21 protein-coding genes and 1 tRNA gene are annotated in these 18817 nt (G+C 58.0%); 21 read left to right on the forward strand and 1 reads right to left on the reverse strand.

What is annotated here, in order from left to right; translation table 11 throughout:
* The first annotated feature begins 32 nt into the window (after positions 1-32).
* The 21 genes from ACF8YQ_RS07620 to ACF8YQ_RS07720 all read left to right on the forward strand — a co-directional run bounded on the left by ACF8YQ_RS07620 (position 33) and on the right by ACF8YQ_RS07720 (position 18337).
* Positions 33-551, forward strand: coding sequence for a terminase small subunit (locus ACF8YQ_RS07620; protein ID WP_396623074.1), 519 nt, complete (start codon positions 33-35; stop codon positions 549-551).
* Positions 436-2466: a phage terminase large subunit family protein gene (locus ACF8YQ_RS07625; protein WP_396623075.1), complete on the forward strand. Its 2031-nt coding sequence runs from the start codon at positions 436-438 to the stop codon at positions 2464-2466. The genes ACF8YQ_RS07620 and ACF8YQ_RS07625 overlap by 116 nt, the downstream gene beginning before the upstream one ends.
* Positions 2463-2669: a gpW family head-tail joining protein gene (gpW, locus tag ACF8YQ_RS07630; RefSeq protein ID WP_113879715.1), complete on the forward strand. Its 207-nt coding sequence runs from the start codon at positions 2463-2465 to the stop codon at positions 2667-2669. The genes ACF8YQ_RS07625 and gpW overlap by 4 nt, the downstream gene beginning before the upstream one ends.
* Positions 2666-4261, forward strand: a complete 1596-nt coding sequence (locus tag ACF8YQ_RS07635) for a phage portal protein (protein WP_396623076.1) — start codon at positions 2666-2668, stop codon at positions 4259-4261. The genes gpW and ACF8YQ_RS07635 overlap by 4 nt, the downstream gene beginning before the upstream one ends.
* Before the next feature lie 5 nt (positions 4262-4266).
* Positions 4267-4341 (forward strand) — tRNA-Met (locus tag ACF8YQ_RS07640).
* Positions 4342-4388: 47 nt separating this feature from the next.
* Positions 4389-5714, forward strand: coding sequence for a S49 family peptidase (locus tag ACF8YQ_RS07645; RefSeq protein ID WP_396623077.1), 1326 nt, complete (start codon positions 4389-4391; stop codon positions 5712-5714).
* Between the two features lie 62 nt (positions 5715-5776).
* Positions 5777-6145, forward strand: a complete 369-nt coding sequence (locus ACF8YQ_RS07650; RefSeq protein WP_113879719.1) for a head decoration protein — start codon at positions 5777-5779, stop codon at positions 6143-6145.
* Between the two features lie 61 nt (positions 6146-6206).
* Positions 6207-7226, forward strand: coding sequence for a major capsid protein (locus tag ACF8YQ_RS07655; RefSeq protein ID WP_396623078.1), 1020 nt, complete (start codon positions 6207-6209; stop codon positions 7224-7226).
* Positions 7227-7308: 82 nt separating this feature from the next.
* Positions 7309-7575, forward strand: coding sequence for a hypothetical protein (locus ACF8YQ_RS07660; RefSeq protein WP_396623079.1), 267 nt, complete (start codon positions 7309-7311; stop codon positions 7573-7575).
* A 2-nt stretch (positions 7576-7577) separates the two neighbouring features.
* Positions 7578-7913: a hypothetical protein gene (locus ACF8YQ_RS07665; RefSeq protein ID WP_396623080.1), complete on the forward strand. Its 336-nt coding sequence runs from the start codon at positions 7578-7580 to the stop codon at positions 7911-7913.
* Positions 7897-8514, forward strand: coding sequence for a phage tail protein (locus ACF8YQ_RS07670; protein ID WP_396623081.1), 618 nt, complete (start codon positions 7897-7899; stop codon positions 8512-8514). The genes ACF8YQ_RS07665 and ACF8YQ_RS07670 overlap by 17 nt, the downstream gene beginning before the upstream one ends.
* The gene (locus ACF8YQ_RS07675) at positions 8514-8927 is read left to right on the forward strand and encodes a hypothetical protein (RefSeq protein ID WP_396623082.1); all 414 of its coding nucleotides are present in this window, start codon (positions 8514-8516) and stop codon (positions 8925-8927) included. Before ACF8YQ_RS07670 ends, ACF8YQ_RS07675 begins: the two co-directional genes overlap by 1 nt.
* A 54-nt stretch (positions 8928-8981) precedes the next feature.
* Positions 8982-9953 carry a hypothetical protein gene (locus ACF8YQ_RS07680; RefSeq protein ID WP_396623083.1) on the forward strand — a complete coding sequence of 324 codons (972 nt, stop codon included), beginning with the start codon at positions 8982-8984 and terminating at the stop codon, positions 9951-9953.
* Positions 9950-10456 (forward strand): hypothetical protein, encoded by a 507-nt coding sequence (locus tag ACF8YQ_RS07685; protein ID WP_396623084.1) that lies wholly within the window; start codon positions 9950-9952, stop codon positions 10454-10456. Before ACF8YQ_RS07680 ends, ACF8YQ_RS07685 begins: the two co-directional genes overlap by 4 nt.
* Positions 10457-10622: 166 nt before the next feature.
* Positions 10623-11078, forward strand: coding sequence for a DUF4124 domain-containing protein (locus ACF8YQ_RS07690; protein ID WP_396623085.1), 456 nt, complete (start codon positions 10623-10625; stop codon positions 11076-11078).
* A 58-nt stretch (positions 11079-11136) separates the two neighbouring features.
* The gene (locus ACF8YQ_RS07695; RefSeq protein WP_396623086.1) at positions 11137-13899 is read left to right on the forward strand and encodes a phage tail tape measure protein; all 2763 of its coding nucleotides are present in this window, start codon (positions 11137-11139) and stop codon (positions 13897-13899) included.
* Complete coding sequence (locus tag ACF8YQ_RS07700) at positions 13896-14249, forward strand: hypothetical protein (protein ID WP_396623087.1); 354 nt, start codon at positions 13896-13898, stop codon at positions 14247-14249. Before ACF8YQ_RS07695 ends, ACF8YQ_RS07700 begins: the two co-directional genes overlap by 4 nt.
* Complete coding sequence (locus tag ACF8YQ_RS07705; RefSeq protein ID WP_396623088.1) at positions 14246-14653, forward strand: hypothetical protein; 408 nt, start codon at positions 14246-14248, stop codon at positions 14651-14653. The genes ACF8YQ_RS07700 and ACF8YQ_RS07705 overlap by 4 nt, the downstream gene beginning before the upstream one ends.
* Positions 14653-14958 (forward strand): hypothetical protein, encoded by a 306-nt coding sequence (locus tag ACF8YQ_RS07710; RefSeq protein WP_396623089.1) that lies wholly within the window; start codon positions 14653-14655, stop codon positions 14956-14958. Before ACF8YQ_RS07705 ends, ACF8YQ_RS07710 begins: the two co-directional genes overlap by 1 nt.
* Positions 14958-15836: a hypothetical protein gene (locus ACF8YQ_RS07715; RefSeq protein WP_396623090.1), complete on the forward strand. Its 879-nt coding sequence runs from the start codon at positions 14958-14960 to the stop codon at positions 15834-15836. Before ACF8YQ_RS07710 ends, ACF8YQ_RS07715 begins: the two co-directional genes overlap by 1 nt.
* Positions 15833-18337 carry a hypothetical protein gene (locus ACF8YQ_RS07720; protein WP_396623091.1) on the forward strand — a complete coding sequence of 835 codons (2505 nt, stop codon included), beginning with the start codon at positions 15833-15835 and terminating at the stop codon, positions 18335-18337. Before ACF8YQ_RS07715 ends, ACF8YQ_RS07720 begins: the two co-directional genes overlap by 4 nt.
* On the opposite strand, the gene ACF8YQ_RS07725 is transcribed toward ACF8YQ_RS07720, so the two are convergent.
* Entirely contained in the window at positions 18334-18582 is a 249-nt protein-coding gene (locus ACF8YQ_RS07725) for a hypothetical protein (protein ID WP_396623092.1), read from the reverse strand. The genes ACF8YQ_RS07720 and ACF8YQ_RS07725 overlap by 4 nt on opposite strands.
* Positions 18583-18817 lie beyond the last annotated feature (235 nt).

The raw sequence follows: 18817 nt of genomic DNA on the forward strand, positions 1-18817 counted from the left end.
TCCTTCCTTGGTTTTGAATCAGGTAGTTATCGATGGGTAAGCGAGTTAACAAACGAGAGCTCGCTGAAATCTTTGGCGTGTCTGAAAGAACCTTCACCGAGTATCAGAAAGACCCATCCTTCCCGATAGCCAAGGCCGGTGGCCGTGGCCAGGCGAATGAGTACGACACGCAAGACGTTCACGAGTGGCTGATGGAGCGGGCGGTTAACGGTGCCCGCCGTGAGTCTGCCCGTGAGCGGTTGGGACGCATCAAAGGGGACCGTGAAGAACTGGCCCTGGCGAAAGATCTTGAAGAACTGGTGCCGGCGGTACTGGTAGGGGCTCGATTGGAATCCGTGGCGTTGTCGATCCGCAGTGAACTGCTGACCGGCAACCCGAAACTCAAGACAGAGATCGACACGCTGTACGACATCGATCTCGATATCGAGCTACTGAATGAGCATTCTCGATCCGTCCTCCGACAACTGGCAGCGCTTGGCGGCGAATCTGGACGCGGTGATCGCGCAGGGCTTGGCCAAGTTCGAGCCGCCGGAGAAGATCAGCTCAGCTGATTGGGCTAACCGGCACCGGTATCTGGCGCAAGAAAGTAGCCCTATGCCTGGCAAATACTCCACGGATCTTACCCCGTGGGTGCCGGGCATGCTGGATGCCTTGGATGACACGGCGGTGAAGAAGGTGGTTTGCCGCAAGTCTGCCCAGGTGGCCTGGACGGACGGCGTTTGGAACAACTACCTGGGCCGGCGGATTCATAACGACCCGTGCCCGATTGTGCTGTTGTTCCCCAAAGACAAGACGATCCGGAAGTACCTGGATCAGAAATTCGTGCCGATGGTAGAGGCCACGCCGGTGCTGACACCGCTGGTGGATGTGTCGACTTCACGCAGCTCCGGCAACCGGACGGACTTCAAGAAATTCTCCGGTGGCTTTCTGGCCCTGGTGGCCTCGAACGCGCCGGACAACGTGAAGTCTCTTTCCGCCCCGGTGGTCTGTGTTGAAGAGCCGGACGACTGTAACACCAACGTGAAGGGGCAGGGTGACTCGATCAACCTGCTGGAAGAGCGTGCCAAAACCTACGAATACCGGAAAGTCATCTTCGGTGGCACGCCCACGGTTAAGGGACTGTCCCGGGTTGATGAGGCGTTCAACTCCAGCGATCAACGCATGTTCATGGTGCCTTGCCATGAGTGCGGTGAGGAGCACGTGCTCAGCTGGGATAACGTGGACTGGAAACGGGATGCGCCGGTACCGGATGAGATCCTTGGCAAGTCTCAGCCAGAAACGGCGGTTTACGTTTGCCCGCATTGCGGCGTTCTGTGGCGGGATGTCGACAAGAATCGCAACGTGCGTAAGGGCTACTGGAAAGCTCACAAGCCGTTTCGCGGTGTGGCCGGCTTCTACATCAACGAACTCTATAGCCCATTCCCCGGTTCAAAGCTGGCGCTCCTGGTTGAGAAATACCTGAAGGCTGAGCACCACCTGAACCAGGGCGACGACAGCTACATGATCGGCTTCGTCAACAACACCCTTGGGCTGTCTTACGAATACCGAACGGATGCACCGGACACCGACACCCTGCGGGATCGGGCAGAGGACTACCAGGAACTGACGGTACCGGCCGGTGGATTGGTGCTAACGGTTGGCGTGGATGTTCAGCATGACCGCCTGGCAATCATCGTCCGCGCCTGGGGCCGTGGTGAGGAAAGCTGGCTGGTGTTTTGGGGCGAGATCTACGCCGCTCAGAGCTGCACCGACAAAGCAGACCCGGTGTGGGATGAGCTGGACAAGTTCGTGTTCGGCGCATACCGGCATGAGCTGGGGTTCAACCTGCAGGTATCTGCGGCCAGCTTCGACTCATCCGATGGCCAGACCAACGACGCCGTGTACCACTACGTTCGCAGCCGGCGGGGCCGGGGCGTGAAAGTGATGGCCATCAAGGGTGAAAGTAACAACCTGAACCGAGAAATCGTCACCCCGGCCAAGAAAATCGACACCAACAACAAGACCACCAAGGCTTCCCGCTACGGCCTGCCGGTGTTCATGGTTGGTACCGAGAAAGCCAAAGACCTGATTGATGCCCGCCTGAAACTGACTGGCAACGGCCCGGGCCGGATGCACTGGTACAGCGGCGTTCGAGACGATTACTACACCCAGATCACCGCCGAGATCAAAGCACCAGACCGCAAGCGCGGCGGCCGCAAGACCTGGCAGCCGAAGGCGGGTGTGCGCAACGAGGGCCTGGACTGTGAAGTGTACGCCCTTCATGCAGCCCGAACGCTCAAGGTGCACGTGCGCAAGCCAGACCAGTGGGATGCCCTGGAAGCCCAGCTGATGCAGGGCGACTTGCTGGCTCCTGCTGCACCTGCGCCGGTGGCTCCGAACAAGCCGAAGGCCACTCAGGCCAAACCTCAGAAATCCAAGCCGGAAGGCAGAAGCCTGGCTGACATCGCCCGGAGAATGAACGAATGAGTGCTGATACCAAGCTGGCAGAAGCCCGCGCGGCTTACCATGACCTCCTGTTGGGGCAGGCCGTGGTGCGTATTCAGCGGGATGGTAAAACCGTGGAATTCTCCCAGACCAACAAGCGAGACCTGGCCGCCTACATCGCCAGCCTGGAAAGCCAGACCGGTGGCGCTGGCCGTCGCCTGCGGCCGGGGAGGGTGAGCTGGTGAAAGCGCCTGACATCACCTTTATCGATACGGCGGGCCGCCCGATCCCGAAGGCGGAGAGCGGGTATAGCGGTGCCGGTGCTGGATTTGGGGGTCAGATGCGCCGCTGGAACCCGCGCCCCCAGACGGCAGACGCGGCCCTGCTGCCGAGCCTGAGAACCGGCAACGCTCGAGCTGAAGACCTGGTGCGCAACCACGGCCTGGCCAGCAACGGCGTGCAGCTGCACGTGGATAACATCGTTGGGCACCTGTTCCGGCTGAGCTACAAGCCCCGCTGGAAGGCACTGGGTATCAGCGAGGCAGATGCCCGTGCCTTTGCCACAGATGTGGAGGCCGCGTTTACGGAATACGCCGAAGACCCCATTAACTGCTGGGTGGATGCAGAGCGTAAACGCACCCTGACGATGATGATCCGGGAAGTGGTGGCCACCCACAGCACCGTGGGTGAGGCCACCGGTACCGCCGAGTGGATTGAACGCCGCCCGGGTGCGCTGTTCAACACCGCCATCAAACTGGTGAACACCCACCGGATCTGCAATCCGAACAACAAACCGGACAGCCAGAACCTGCGGGGAGGGGTGGAAGTAGACCGGTTCGGGGCCGCCCGCCGCTACTGGGTGCGCGGTACCGCCACCAATGGCTATGGCCTGAGCAATGGGCTGGGCGACACCTGGACCCCGGTTAACCGTGAAACCAGCTGGGGCCGGCAGCAGTTCCTGCACGTGTTCGAGCCCCGAGGCGATGGCCAGACCCGTGGCGCCAACCAGTTCCTGAGCGTGATGGAACAGTTGCCGCAGCTCGGCAAGCTCCAGCAGACCAAGCTGCAGAATGCCATCGTGAACGCCATGTATGCGGCGGTGATTGAGAGTGAGCTGGGCAGTGAAGCCGCGATGGAGATCATCGGCGGCGACATGAGTACCGACAAGCTCACCGATTACATGGCCACGCTGGCGGACTACCACGAAGGCGCGGACATTCGCCTGAACGGTGTGAAGATCCCGCACCTGATGCCGGGTGAACAGCTGAAGTTCACCACCAGCAGCAACGCAGATAACGGCTTCAGCGAACTGGAATCCTCCATCATCCGCTGGATTGCCGCCGGCCTGAACGTGCCCTATGAGGCCCTGGCCAAAGACTACAGCCGCACCACGTACAGCAGCGCCCGGGCCAGCATGATGGAAGGATGGCGCTACTACATGGGCCGCCGAAAGATCATCGCCAGCCGCTGGGCCAGCATGGTGTTTGCCCTCTGGCTGGAAGAAGCGCTGGACAGCGGCATCATCAGCCTTCCGAGAACCGCAACCCGCAGCTTCTGGGAAGCCAAAGCTTCCTGGTGCAATGCCGAGTGGATTGGCTCCGGCCGCATGGCCATCGACGGCCTCAAAGAAGTGAAGGAATCCATCCTGCTGATCGAATCCGGCCTATCCACCTACGAGAAAGAGCTGGCGAAGATGGGCGAAGACTACCAGGAAGTGTTTGCCCAGCAGGTGCGCGAGATGGAAGAGCGCCGCGCTGCCGGATTGCCGCCACCCAGTTGGGTGAAGGCTTTATCGCTGGCTCCAGAACAGGAAGAGCCGGAGGTTGCCGCCGTTTAAGTTTCAGCAGGGTAGAGCAGAGGCAGCTCGTTGGGCTCATAACCCGAAGGTCGCTGGTTCGAATCCAGCCCCTGCTACCAAATACAAACCCCGCCCAGGCGGGGTTTTTTATGCCCGGAGAAAACCTATGCACAACCACAACATTGCAGCCCGTGTACTGAACCAGGCGCTGTTGCTGGAGCCTGGCTATGCCCGGGTATTCCTTGGGGCCTTGGCGCCACGTTTGGGTGTGGCCTCGCTGCGAGATGAGTTCGGCCTGATTGAATCCCAGGACAAGCTGCGCATGCGGGCGGATGCGTTCGAGGCAGAGCGCCCCCGCAACCGGCCCTATGAAGTGATCAATGGCATTGCCGTGGTACCGGTGTCCGGAACGCTGGTGCACAAGTTTGGCCACCTGCGGCCGTACTCCGGCATGACCGGTTATGACGGCATCATTGCCCGCATACAGGAAGCCCTGGCGGATACCACCGTGAAGGGCATTTTGATGGACCTGGATACCCCTGGTGGTGAAGTGGCCGGCTGCTTTGACACCGCCAAACGCATCGCCGAGCTGCGGGGCGTGAAACCCATCGGCTCCATCTCCTACGACATGGCCTGCAGTGCCGGCATGGCCATCCATAGCGCTGCCGATTATCGCTACACCACAACCACAGCCCGCACCGGTTCCGTGGGCGTGGTGATGATGCATGCCAGCTTTGAAGAGCAGCTGAAGGCCAACGGGATTGACGTAACCCTGATCCACTCCGGCGCCTTCAAAGTGGACGGCAACCCCTACGAAAACCTGCCGGAGCGGGTGCTTCGGGATTTCCAGGCAGAGTCTGACCGCATCCGTGCCGAGTTCGCGGCCATGGTGGCGGGCCAGATCGGCCTGTCTGAATCGGATGTGCTTGCCACCGAGGCGGCCATCTATACCGGGCAAGACGCAATCGAAGTGGGATTTGCGGACGAGCTCATCAACGGCCACGACATGCTGGCCGCCTTCTCTGACTACATCCAAACCACCCAGAAAATCGGAGTAAGCACCATGACGGTTGAAAACCAGACCAAGCCGGCGGCCACTGCACCGGCCGCCACCCCGGAGGCCTCCACCACCCAGGCGGAGCCCGTAGATACCACCAAGCTGACCGCCGATGCGGCCGCCAACGAACAGGCCCGCATTGCCGGAATCCTGCAGGCGGAAGAAGCCGAGGGCAAAACCAAGCTGGCCCAGCACCTGGCGTTCAAAACCCAGATGTCTGTGGACGACGCCAAGGCCGCGTTGGCTGCTGCTGATGCCGGCGAACAGAAAGCCGCAGCGCCCACCGGCCTGCTGAGTGCTGCCATGGGCAACACCGAACAGCCGCAGATTGGTGCGGATGCCGTTTCTGGCGCCGAAGGCGGCGAGCTGAAAGGCGGTGCCAAGTTGGCCGCTGCGTACCAGGCTGCCACCGGCGCTGGTAAGAAAGTCCACTAACCTCGAACGGCCGCCCCGGGCGGGTAGTTCAAGACCCTGTTTTTAACCGAGAGGAAACAACGATGTCTGATCTTTACGCAGGCTCATCTTATGTGCCTTACCAGCCGGCGCCTTTCGTATTGGGCGGCCTGATTGCTTTCGACAGCGGCGAAGTGGCCTCTGGCCAGAATCTGCAGCGCGGTGATGTCATCGGCCGTGTGAGCGCATCCGGCCAACTGGTGAAGTCTGTCCAGTCTGCCTCTGATGGTTCCCAGAACCCCATTGGCGCAATGAACCACGACTGCGATGCCACCAGTGGCGCCAAGCCGGCCGTGTATGTGAAAGGCGGAGACCTGGACAAAACCCAGGTGAGCTTTGATGCCAGCTGGACAGAAGCCCAGAAACTGGCGGCCTTCGACCGCACGCCTATTTCCCTTGTAACCCCGGAGTGATCGCTCGGTAGCGCTGCGTTACCTGCATCACCTGAATAACCAGATCTGAGGAGATCACCCCATGACCTACAGCACCACTGAGTTGCTGGACGCTACCCGCCGTCTGGACCCGTTCTTTCCGTTCCTGCTGAACCTGCTGTGCCCGGGGTTCGTGACATTTGGCGCCAAAGAAATCGCCTTTGATGCCTGGGATGAAGATTTCAAACTGGCTCCGTTCGTGAGCCCCTATGTTCCCGGCCAGGTGAGCCAACAGCCTGGCGGAGAACTGCGGAAGTTTGTGCCGCCGTACCTCAAACCGAAAGACGTGGTTGATCCTTCCCGCGTGTTGGAACGCCGCCCCGGTGAAGGCTTCAATGGGCCGCTGACGCCCGAACAGCGGGCAGACGCCATCCGCGTAGACCTGCTGGCCACCCACCGTAAGAAGATCCGCCGGCGTGAAGAGTGGATGCTGGCAGAAGTGCTGCGCACCGGTCAGGTGGTGTGCTCTGGCCCGAAGTATCCGGAGTCCCTGCTGGACTTCCGCCGTGACCCCAACCTGACCATTGATATCTCCGCTGGCGCCGGTGCCTGGGACCAGACCACCGCCAAACCTGCTGAAGACATTGGCGACTGGTTTGACCTGCTGGAAGCGCCAGCCACTCACGTGCTGTATGGCCCGGGCACCTTCAACGCGGCTATCCGAAACGAAGAGTTCAAAGAGCTGGCCAGCACCCGCCGTGGTTCGGAAACCACCTTCGAAATGGCGCCGGCTGAAACCGATGCCTTCTACCGTGGCCGGTTTGGCGAAACAGGCCCCGAGCTCTGGGAATACAAGGGCTGGTACAAGGATGCACAAGGTAACAAGCAGTACTTCATTCCCTATGGCCATGTGGTGATCGTCAGCGCTGCAGGCGCCCGTGGTGTGCGTGCCTATGGTGCGATTCTGGACGCCAACGCCCAGTACCAGGAAGCGGATATTTATCCGAAGAACTTCACCACTGATGACCCTGGCCATGAGTACATCATGACTCAGTCCGGCCCGCTGCCGATCCTCCGCCGGATCGACGCGACCTTGTGCGCGAAAGTTCTGCCCAACCCGTAAGCGGGGCCACTGAAACCAACGAATGAAGCCGGCGCAGTGCCGGCTTTGTTATTTCTGAACTGAAACCTGAAAGGTGAGAAACATGGCTGCCCAAAAGACCAACGTGGTGTTCATCAAACGTGTGGAAGACCGCGACAAAAAGACGGGTGAGAAGATCGTCATCAAGGCTGGTACCAAAGGCGAGATGACCGCTGCAGAACTGAAGAAGTACAAAGACTGCGTGCGCGTGATCAAAGACGATGGTGACGAAAGACAGCGCCCGGTGCTGGCCTCCGGTACCGCTCCTGATGCCTCCGGCGGCGCCGGCGAAGGCGATGGAGAAGGTGACGACAAAGGCTCCGGCGAATAACCGTGAGCAAGTTCGATGCAATGGCGGCCCGGCTTGAGGCCGCCGTTGATGACCAGTTTGCCATGGATGCGATGTACGACGATGGCACCAATCCGCCGTTTCCTGTGCGGGTGATCATTGATCTGCAGGTTGAGCAACGCCAGGCGTTTGAAACCAACATGCCGGCCAACCGGGACGAGTTGGAAATCCGCAAGATCTACGTGGCGCGACCCAAGCGCAAGCACAAGGTTGTGATCACAGATCCCACATGGACCGGGCACACCACCTGGACGTTTGACGGGATGATCACCGATGACGGCTACGTGACGAGGCATTGGGTAAATGGAAGTTCAAGTTGATAAGGCAAGCGTTAATTCCGTACGACTCTTGATGGCTGGCCTTAGCACTGGTGTGCCGAAGGCGCTTGCCCGCAGTCTGAACAAAACGGTCTCCAAAGCAGGTACGAAGAGTTCGGCGGAGATCCGGCGTCAGGCCGCGCTCAAAGCTGCTTATGTTAAGAGCAAGATGCAGATTATGAAGGCCTCGCAGAATAAGTTGACCGCCAAGATCGTAACGCCGTCAGAAGGGGTTCTTCTCTCCCGTTTCTCCACTAATGCGTCTATATCCGGTGACAAAGTCAGTTGGTTGAAACCACCTCCTGTTCCACCTCGAGGAATCCGAGTAAAGGTTGATCCGAGCGGCGGAGCCAAGCTATTCGCAGGAAGCAGTGAAACTGAGGGGAAACCGTTTTACATGGTTCTCCCTAAATCCAGCGGGAGGGTTGCAATCGTTGGCAGGCGGAGCACGCCAGGCCCACGAGGGGGAAAGATCAAGGTCTTCTATGGTCCCTCCATTTCGCAGATCTTCACCGATGTTAAGGAAGCGATTGGTGATGAATTCTCTGTTTATCAGATGCAGCAGTTCGAAAAAGAAATTGACGCCATTCTGAGGGGCTACTGATGCCAGACAGCATTCGTGAACAAATCGTTCAGGCGTTCGCCACGAGGCTGGGCGCTGCACGCGCTGAACAGCTTGTGAACGAAGGCGACCTTCCCGTTCGGGTGCTATGGGACCCAATAGAAACGGCAGAGAAAGTGAAATATAGGAAGTACGAAGTAACTCTCACGGTTAACGTTGGGGAGCTTGCTTCTCGGGATGAGACTGTCAATTCCAGCATTCAGGGTAATCGCATGCTCGCAGCATTGCTGGACGATGCACTGAGCGAAGACCACACGCTCGGTGGCCTGTGTAAAGACATCAGCTACCTAGATTCCGCATTTGATTCGCCAAGTTCTGGCCAAACTGAAATGGTTATTCAGGTGACCTTCCAGATCACCTACCAAACCAGCAATACCAGCCCCTACCAGCAATAACCCCAATCAGACAAACCCCGCGCCCGGTGGCGCTTGAAAACCAGGAGAACCCGTATGTCTACAGACAACGCGCTGCTCGAATTTGAAGGCGGGCAGAATGCCTTTCCCATGACTGCATTGACCGATTCGGGCGATGCTCAACTGTTTGAGTCCGGCGAAGAGCTGTGGTCCCAGGCCGCTGGCTTTGCCCCGGTGGTTCGGCCTGATGGCGTGATCACTGGCGCGGACTGTACCCCGGCCAGCGGTAATGATGCGGTGGCGGTTGCTGCGTTCACGGCGTTCGTGAGTGGTCAGGAGCTGGCGGTTGCTGCAGAAGCCAGCGTTGCCGTTACCCGGGCCAGCACCAGTACACACATGATCAACAGCATTGTCTGTGATTCTGCCGGCGACGTTACCGCCGTGGCTGGTACTGAGGGTTCCAGCTTCGTGGAAACCCGTGGCGCGGCTGGCGGCCCTCCGCTGATTCCGGTTGGCTCTATCGAGCTTGGCCAGGTGCGCCTGAGCAGCGACACTGCCGGCCCGGTCACCGAGGGCGAGATCTTCCAGTTGGTCAACCGCCACCAGGAGAGCGCAGTATTCCCGATCCCAACCATCGACTCCATCAACGGCGCTGTTCAGTTCAGCTCCGCGCTGCCGAAGATCCACACCGGTGACATTCCCAAGGGCGTGTTCGCCAGCTTCGCTACACCGGAGTTCATCGAGGCGTTCGACGCTTACGACTTCGTGCCTTCTGAGGTGGGATATTCCTCATCCAGTAAACAGACATACACCCGGGTTAAGAACACCCGTTCCCAGAGCCTGAACAACGCCAGCTTCAGTGTTGACCTGACAGACGGCATCAGCGACACCATCGCCAGCGTTCAGGGGCAGAACCTGTACTTCCGGTTCTACCCGGACAAGACCCGCCCGCAGCACTTCATTGAGCAAGGTGTTCTGTCCATTGCCCGGACCTACCCGGCCGGTGGCGACATTGTGGCCGCCTGTACGATCAACGTGGATGAGAAAGGCAAAGAGGTAGCACTGTGAGCAATTTCGACCTTGCTGCATTTCGCAAGGCGAAGTTTCAGCCGCGGGAACAGGAAGTTCCCCTGGCTGGGCTTACCGCTGGCGGATTTGGCGGCTATGAAGGCGAGGGTGATCAGGCACAGCCTGTGCCGGTGGTGTTCAAGGTTCGCGGCCTGACGGCGGACGAGCTGGCCCGGGCAGATCAGGAAGCTGACAACAGCAAGTTGCTGGTGAAGGTTGCCGAACGGCTGGCAGGCTCTGAGGCTGAGAAAGCCCAGGCGTTGCTGGACGGTCTCGGCCTGGGTGATGACACTCCGCAAGCCCTGGCAAAGAAACTGGCCCATGTGCAGATGGCGGTGGTTGAGCCCCAGCTGAAGATTCAGGATGTGGTGCGCATTGCGGATGCTTACCCCACGGACTTTCTGGAGCTCTCCAACCAGATCTACAGCCTGACCGGACAGGGCAAGGTTGCCCAGGTAAAGCGCAAGCCCTCTGGAAAGACCCCGGCATCCAGGCAAGCTTAGCCCTGGCGAGTCGCAACAGCCGGTTTCTGTTTGAGATCCGGCCTGATGTGTTTCCAGAGGGCTATCTCACGGAAACCGAAATGTGTTTGTGGCGCCGGTGGCTGGAGGCGCACAGCAAGAGTTAGTATGCTAGGGTTTTACCAACCGTTACATGGAGGTACGCCCCATGCGTTTTCTTGCCCTACTTCTGGCCACACTCTCATTTTCCGCCGTTGCCCAGGTTTACAAATGGACTGATGAGAACGGCGTTACGCACTTTGGTACCCAGCCGCCGGCTGGCCAGCACGAATCTGTTCACATCCGGGAAAGCTCTCCGGGCGCCATGGGCAAGGGAAACTCTGCATCCTCAGACCTGGAGCTGCGAGCCCAACGGCTAGAGCTGAAACGAAAGCGTGAGGAATTGCAGCGCAAGGTTGATCGCCGCGAAGCAGCGGCGGGCGGATCGGCTTCTTACGAAAGTCCAGAGGATAGCTGGGCCTGTAAATATGAGCGAGAGCGAGTTGAAGAATACAAAATTCTGCTGCGAGAACTTGGCAGAAAGGGTTACCGGCAATCGGAGAAAGACCGCCTTGAGGCGAGGCTGAGAGCCGCAGAGCGACAAGCGGAACGCGACTGCAATTAGATCATAAATCGAACATCAGAAACCCGGCCATGCGCCGGGTTTTTTGCGTGGAGAAACCATGGCAGACCTCAAGAAAACGGTTGAGCTGATTTTCGGCGGCGTGGATAACACCGGCGGCGCGATCAGCTCCGTTGGCCGCAACCTGGACAGCCTGGTGGATAAGACCGGGAACGTCACCGGCTTTCTCGCGGGCATAACCGACAGCATCGTGAAGCTGGACCTTGCGCTGGCCGCTGCTGGCGTGGGTATCACCGCCTTCGCCGTGAAGCTGTCTGACGACTTCGATACCGCGTTCGCCGAGATCGCCACCATCATCGGCCAGCCCGCCGCCAACCTGAAAGATTTTCAGGCGCAGATTCTCCGCTATTCCGAGACTTCCAGCGCCTCCCTGCAGGAAATCACCAACGCCACCTATGGCGCCATCTCTGCAGGTGTTGATTACAAGAACTCGCTGGAGCTGATTGCAGCGGCTGAACAGCTGGCGATTGCTGGCAAGGCCGATCTGGGCGACACCACGACCGCTCTCGTGAGTGTAATGAACGCCTTTGGCGCCTCAGCCGATGAGGCGGGGGCGTATGCAGATACGTTTTTCACAGCCGTTCAGCTGGGTCAAACCACCATTCCGGAGTTGGCTTCAACCATCGGTCGGCTGGCTCCGATTGCTGCTGCTGCCGGGTTGTCGTTTGATGAAATGGCGGCGGCCATTGCCACCATTACCGCAGAAACCGGCACCGGAACTGCGGAGGCGATCACTGGTATTCGGGCCGCCATCACGGCGTTGCTGAAGCCCACCAAGGAAGCGCAGGACGTTGCTGCCGACCTGGGAATTGAGTTCAACGCTGCGGCTCTCGAAAGCAAGGGATTCTCCGGTGTCCTGCAGGAAGTGGCAGAGGCCACTGGCGGCAACACAGAGACCATTGCCAAACTGTTCGGCTCTGTTGAAGCCCTGGCCCCGGTGTTGGCCCTTACTGGTAACGCCGCGGATAAGTTCGGCGAGAACCTGAAAGCGTTTGAGACCAACGCCGGTGCTGCCGGTACCGCTGCCGGTGAACTGAGCGCTGACCTGGGCCGGATTGTTCAGACCCTGCAGAATAACCTCAACTCCGCACTTATCGCCTACGGCTCAAATCTGACCGACGAAACCCAGAGTATCGTCAAATCCATCACCAGCATCTTTAACAGCCTTGGCTCTGAGATCCGTCTGGATGATGGGGTGTTCGCTCCGATCCTGAACGGTCTGGAAGGGCTGGCTCAGGATATCGACCAGAAGCTGAAGACCATCGCCGCCAACTTCCCGGAGGCTCTGGCGGGGCTGGATCTCTCCAGTCTGCTGGATTCGTTCGGTGATCTTGGCGATGAGCTGGATGACCTGTTTACTGGCCTGTTCGGCAACGTGGATTTGTCCACGGTCGAAGGCCTGCAGTCTGCCATGCAGCGGGTGGTGGATGCGTTCACCGCGCTGGTTCAGATTTCTGCTGGTATCGCGGACGGGCTTGAACCTTTGTTCCAGGCCATCGGCACCGGCATTGAGCAATTCGAATCCCTGGACGACACCACCAAGCGCAGCGTTGGTGAGTTGCTGGGGCTGGGCAAAGCCATTGATACCGTGCTTCCGGCCATCGGTGGCCTGGCTGGCGGGCTGGAATCCATCGGCACCGGGCTCACGGCGCTGGCTGGTGCGCAGGGCTTCAAGGCGCTGATCGGCAACCTGAACAGCGTAAAAGCTCTTGCTTCGGTTGCTGGAAAGGGCGGGCTTATAGGGCTTGCTTTGGCTGGCGGCTACGGCGTTGGCACGCTGATCAATGAGTTCGTCATTGAACCCCTGGAAGAAAAGTTCGGTACCTCGATTGGAAGCTGGTTGTATGACCAATTCAACTCTGATGAGTTGGAAAAAATCAAAGAGGCCATGCAGCCGGTTTCCGATGTGCAGGAACAGTTGGCCAAAGACACCCAGGATCTCCGTGATATTAATGAAAGCCTAGCGGAAAAGCTGGTTAAAACCCGCGTGGCAACCAAGGAGACGCAAGACGCCTGGCAGAGTTATGCCAACGAACTGGTTAGTGCAGCGAATAAGCACAATGGTTTGGATGAAGCGCTAGACGGTACTACAGATAAGCTCACTCGTTCAGGGGGGGCCATTGAGCGGTTGACATACAAGGCCACCGCAAACGGCGACGCACTCGGCAACATAAGCCGTACGACAAAAGAGTTAGCTGACAACAACGAAACGCTGGTGCTTGGGTACGACAAAGCTACGGGCAAGGTAAATAGTTGGAGCGGTGGGGTTATCAAGTCTGGAAAGGCGATGGAAGATAACGCCCAAAAGACCGAGAAGGCTGTTCAGGAGTCTGAAAACTTCCGTATTGAGATGGAGAAGATTGCCAGTAATGAACGGATTAAGAATATTGAAGCATCCGTCTCTCTGGACATTGCAGAAGTAGAGGCAAACACCAAGAAGGTGGAGGCGCTGATAGAGGGCATCTCGACCAGCTTCGAGTCGTCAACAAATTTGGTGGGTGATTTATTCGGAATGTTCTCAGAGGCAGACAGTTTTCGTGAGAAGTGGGCTCTGACCGACCAGATCAAAAACGAAAATAAGCTCCGCGATGAACAGCTGAAGATGCAGAAGGATCTGACAAAAGCTGAAGTGGATTGGATGCAGGAAAAGACTCGCCAGCTGCGTAAAGGTGAGTCTCAGCTCACGATAAAAGCCGATGGCCTTGAGCCGCACCTGGAAGCCATTTGGTTCCAAATCCTTGAAAAACTGCAGGCAAAAGTGAACGCCGAAGGTGAAGAAATGCTGCTGGGGCTTGGCCAATGAATGTATCCATAACCGCACCGCTGTTTGATCTGGATGGCCATGTGTGGCTGACCGATGTTGACCCGGACGGGCTGGCGGATTTCGAGCGCCGGAACAGCCGCGTTCCCACGCTCGATGGTAGAGCGGCCATTCCCGATTTCGGCTACTCCGATGCGGACCGCACCTTGAATATCAGCTGGCCAGCCACGGATAGAGCCGTGGTTGATACCGTTCGCCGCCTGGCCAAAACCTACAGCCGCCTGATTGTGGCCACCGAGGAAGGCTGCTTTCTCGGTGCGCCCGGGCCGTTCTCGCTTCGCAACGGCGAGGCACAAATTCAGATTCTGGTTGAAAAGAGGATTGATGAATGAAGATCACGACTACCCGCCGCTCTGCTATTGCTCAGGATCTGATTGCCGATATGGCCGCCGGCACCACAAACCCGAATCCCGTGATGGAGATTTACACCGGCACGATACCGGCGATGGGTGGCACGATCTCTGACACACTGCTGGCCACGCTCACGTTGACCGCCACTGTGGGCACCGAATCCGGTGGGGTTATTACCTTCGACACCATCACTGACGACAGCAGCGCCGATGCAACGGGTGATGCGGGCTGGTGTCGCGTTCTGGATCGGGATGGCGGCGAAGCGGTTTACTTCACGATATCGGACACTTCCGGTAGTGGGGAGATCAAGTTCAACAGTGCGTCTATCGTGGCCGGAACTCCGGTGGCGGTAAGTTCTCTGACGGTGACCGTTGGGGGTGCGTGATGGCGTACTGGCAGTTTGATCTGACTGTCACGGGATACGAGCCTGGGACCATAGGCGGGTCAGTTAGATACATCACTGAAACGGGACAAGCAGGGCAAACGAGCGGTGTCCCGGTCGATTCGGGCTCCGGCAATCTGCTCCTTTCTGTATTTACGTCTGACCAAGGCGTTGACCTAGCCGGCTCCGAAAAAATCTGGTTTGTGTTGATCACGGATTCGATCAATGAAACAAATTTTGAGCCAGTGGCCAATAGCGTCAAAGTGATTGGCCCCTATATCGTTTCCGACATTGGGACGATAGTGTAATGGCTACCCCCCCGCTTAACGATATTGACCTCACACTGATTTCCGCCGCTGCGCCAGCCATTAGCGACATTGATCTCAATTCGCTAAATGACCCGGTGAACGCTGCGGTTCTTGATTTTGCCGCATCTGGCGCCGGGTCTGTCCCTTACGTTGGCACCGGCTCTGCCGCCCTGTCCTTTTCCGCAGCCGGTACGGGGATCTGGACGGATGCCGGGCTTGGGGTCGCCGCGCTAGAGCTCTCTGCATCCGGCGCCGGGGATAGCAGTTTCACGGCGGCCGGAAGCGCAGTTTTCGACCTGGCAGCCACAGGCTCCGGGTATCAGGACTGGCTATCCAAAATTCCGGCCATCCAGTTGCAGGAAGTCTATCGGCTGGTCATTACCGGCGCGGCTGACAGCTTGGACGATCTGCACATCGGCGGCATATCAAGCTGGCAAGCCACCAACCAAGCCGGCGGGCGGTCGTCATACGTGCAGGCAGTGATCCCAGCCGCTGACCGGTATCTTGCTGATATCGACGCCCGCCAAAATGGCGAACTGGTGATTGAGAAGGGTTACCGATTGGCTGGCGGGGTGACGCGGCACGAAGAAATCCTGCGTGCCAAGTTTGATATGGCCCGCCCGGATCAGGGCCGGCGCTCACTCACGTTGATGGTCTCCGGATACATGCGTGGGAAGCCGCTTTCCTCTGGTAGTCGCACACTCACTGGCGTTCGCATGATCAGCAAGCCCAACGGAAAGCGTCGTGTGACCTGTGATATCGATCTTTTCCTGCAGCCGGGCATGACGGTGACGGCCCTGAACGAAACGTTCCGGGCCGATTACATCAACTACTACGTAACACAAGCGGACAAATTCTGTGAGGTTGGCGAGCGGTGAGCAAGGGCGAGATCATCAGCCACATTGGCGAGGGGAAGTATCGTGTTCGCCAGAAGCTGGCGGTTGAGCGGATACAGCAGGAAGTAACCCGACTCTCTGAGCGCATTGCACAGCTGGCAATTGATTTGCCGACGGCCAAGCTTGAGCTGCTGCAGGCCGAAAACGCAGTGAAGGATAAAGTCCGGGATATCGACCTGCTTATCCCGGATTACAGTGCTGGCGTGGAGGGCGCTCGGGCAGAAATCAACAAACTGCAGGCCGAACTGGTGTCGCTGCAGTCTGCCGCCAGGCAGGCCCAGCTGCGTGTTTCTGAGCTCATTGCTGAGAACCTGGCCATCCTGAAGCGCCGCAACCAGCTGGAGTCTGTGCCGGAAGGCCGGGAGCTGGACGCGTGGTGCGCTGACTACACCCTGGACCTGACCGGCGATGTTGGCTTGGTTGACGTTAACGATGAGGGCGGGCAGGGCGTTGTCATCCAGCCCGGCTACGATGGCGAGGGCGTGTACGATCCTGCTCGGGATGGAGCCATGTTCCCCGGCCTCGCTCAGTCTGGCATTCAGTTGTACTTCAACGCGGCGATTCTCCCGGGTGTTCAGAAGTGGATGCCGAGATACCGCATTGGCACGATCTCTAATATTGAGTCTGACACCTGCAGGGTGGAGCTGGATGAAGCGACGTCCTCGGCACAGGGCTTGTCGATCAATCAGGAGCGTGTTCTGGAAGGTGTGCCGATCAAGTACATGGACTGCAACGGCGCTGCGTTTGAGGATGATGACCGGGTGCTGGTGCGGTTCACCAAAAGCGGGCCGCTGGTGGTTGGCTTTGCCGAGAACCCCAAAAGCTGCGGGAACATCGGGTTTGCCTTTATCCCGAGCGGGCTCGGAAACCCCCGTCGCTGGTGGGGGGAGCCTTTCTTTCAAGAAGATGGCACGCCCATTAATCCGCCGCTGGGAACGGATATGGGGCAGAATCCAAGTTGGTTTCTGCGCCCGGAAGGCACAGGCTGGACAATCAACAAGGGCAATGAGAGCTTGCACGGGCGGAGAAATTGGCTGGGAATTGGCGAGGATGACATTCTCTCTTGGGATGGCCCTGTTTCTCGCGCTTTCAACTCTTTTGATTATGATCGGCTCCCATCTGAAGGCTGGCTTTCCAGAACCAAGCCATCCGACAAGGTTTATTACCAGGGACGGGTGCTTCTGACGACTACCACTCTCCCTGGTGGCCATCAGTATGTTCGTGGTGCTGCGCTCCGCAGGTTCGGTGAAAGCCTTGAGTTGATGGTTGTGGTCGCCGATGGCTACGAAAGCAATGAAGAATTCCAGTTTTGGGCAGTGCCTCTCTCCGAAACTGTAGAAGTTCAGGGTACTCCGCAACTACTTGAGGCCTTCAGTCCCACCTCTATACCCGGAACGTATTACAGTGTTGGAGACTGGTATTTCAACGCATCCGGTGACCGTGCCGTATGGACTTTCAGCGAGGCCAGGGACTTTGGATCTTTCTTTGCACCCGGCAACAAAACCTTTGTGGCCCGCTGGTCAGTGTATGGTTCTGCAACGGAAACTCAGCTATATGACTCCCGCGACAGCTGGGGCTCAAATTATCGCCAGTTCAATTCCGCGGGTGGAACTACTTCCGGTACCCGGGTAAACCTGTTGCGCCCGATCTATGCCGACTATGTGGGCGATGCAGAAAAGATTGCCTATTACGAGACTCAGGGCTACACCAGTAATTCATCAGTTAGCTACAGTGAGTATTATCGAACCGATGTGAGCCCGAATGAGCAGGGTCAATCCCACACCCTGAACTCCACGACGAACTACGTGGGGAGCCATCGGCTAGTGACTGGTGACGGCATGCTGATTCTGGATCTGCCAGACGCTGCCAACAGCGTGACAAATGAATCCGGAAACTGGGATCTCGCTGAGAGTCTGACTGGCTCGTCATCTGTCAGTTCGAGTAGCGACTATTCGGAGCTGCTTAATATCTACTCAATCGATCTGCGCTTCCAATTTGCCACCGTTCGCTATCGTCGGTTCATTGATTCGGCTTCTGGCAGTGGATCGCCTGGCTTCGGATCTCAGGGGGAAATCCGCTACGAGATGAGTGGAAATAAGTTGTCTGAGACGGACGTAGTGATCCTCGGGACCTTCGGCGGCGACATTCTTTTCGAGGTGCCGGTGATCGTTAACAAAACGGTTTCGAGCAACTGGGTAGTGGCTCCCTATGTTTTGCCGGCGCCGGACGGCGGCACAACCACGAACGTGGAGATGGGTATTTCCTGGTTCGCTACGCCAGAGGGCATGTGGGATTGCTGCGGCATTCGCTCTCGGGGGAGAACCGCAGTGTCGGTTTGGATTCAGGATCCTGATGCCGATCCTGTTCTGCTGCCGGATAACCGCTTCAATTTTCAGAAGCTGAGCGGATATGATGACGTAATCGATGAGCTTTTCGGCCGGGCAGGGGAGGAAATAACGATGTATTCCCTGACCGCGATTTAACTGACCTGATCCCGCAGCCCCTGGAACTTCTCAATCAGCCTATCCCAAACCCGCCGCATCTTTTCTTCCCTGTATTCCTCGATCTGGGCCAACTGCACTGCGCCCAGATTCTGGTTCACTTCCTTCATGCCTTTATCCCAGCGAACACGGATATCACACCCGCCGGCATAGATCCGGATTTCTGCTTTGGCGTCAGGGGCAATGGATTGCTCCAGCTCTTGGAGCATGGCGGTGGTGATTCTCATTGTTCGATTCCCAATGGGCAGATTTTGCTCAACAAAAACCCTCCAGTTTACCCCACTTCTCGGAACACCCAAGTCTCGCCGCTGTGCTTCAATAGGCCGAGTGGTCAGATTTGGGTGTTTCTGGATTTGTGCTCTAATCGTAGAGGTGCGGATTATCAAAAATACGATATGACGCGAATGGTGGCACCTCCCTCAACCGGGGGTAAAACTGTGTTTTAATTTATGCCTTGCCGTA

Origin of the sequence: Marinobacter sp. W-8 (assembly GCF_044342215.1) — a bacterium.
GTDB classification, from domain to species: Bacteria; Pseudomonadota; Gammaproteobacteria; order Pseudomonadales; family Oleiphilaceae; genus Marinobacter; species Marinobacter nauticus.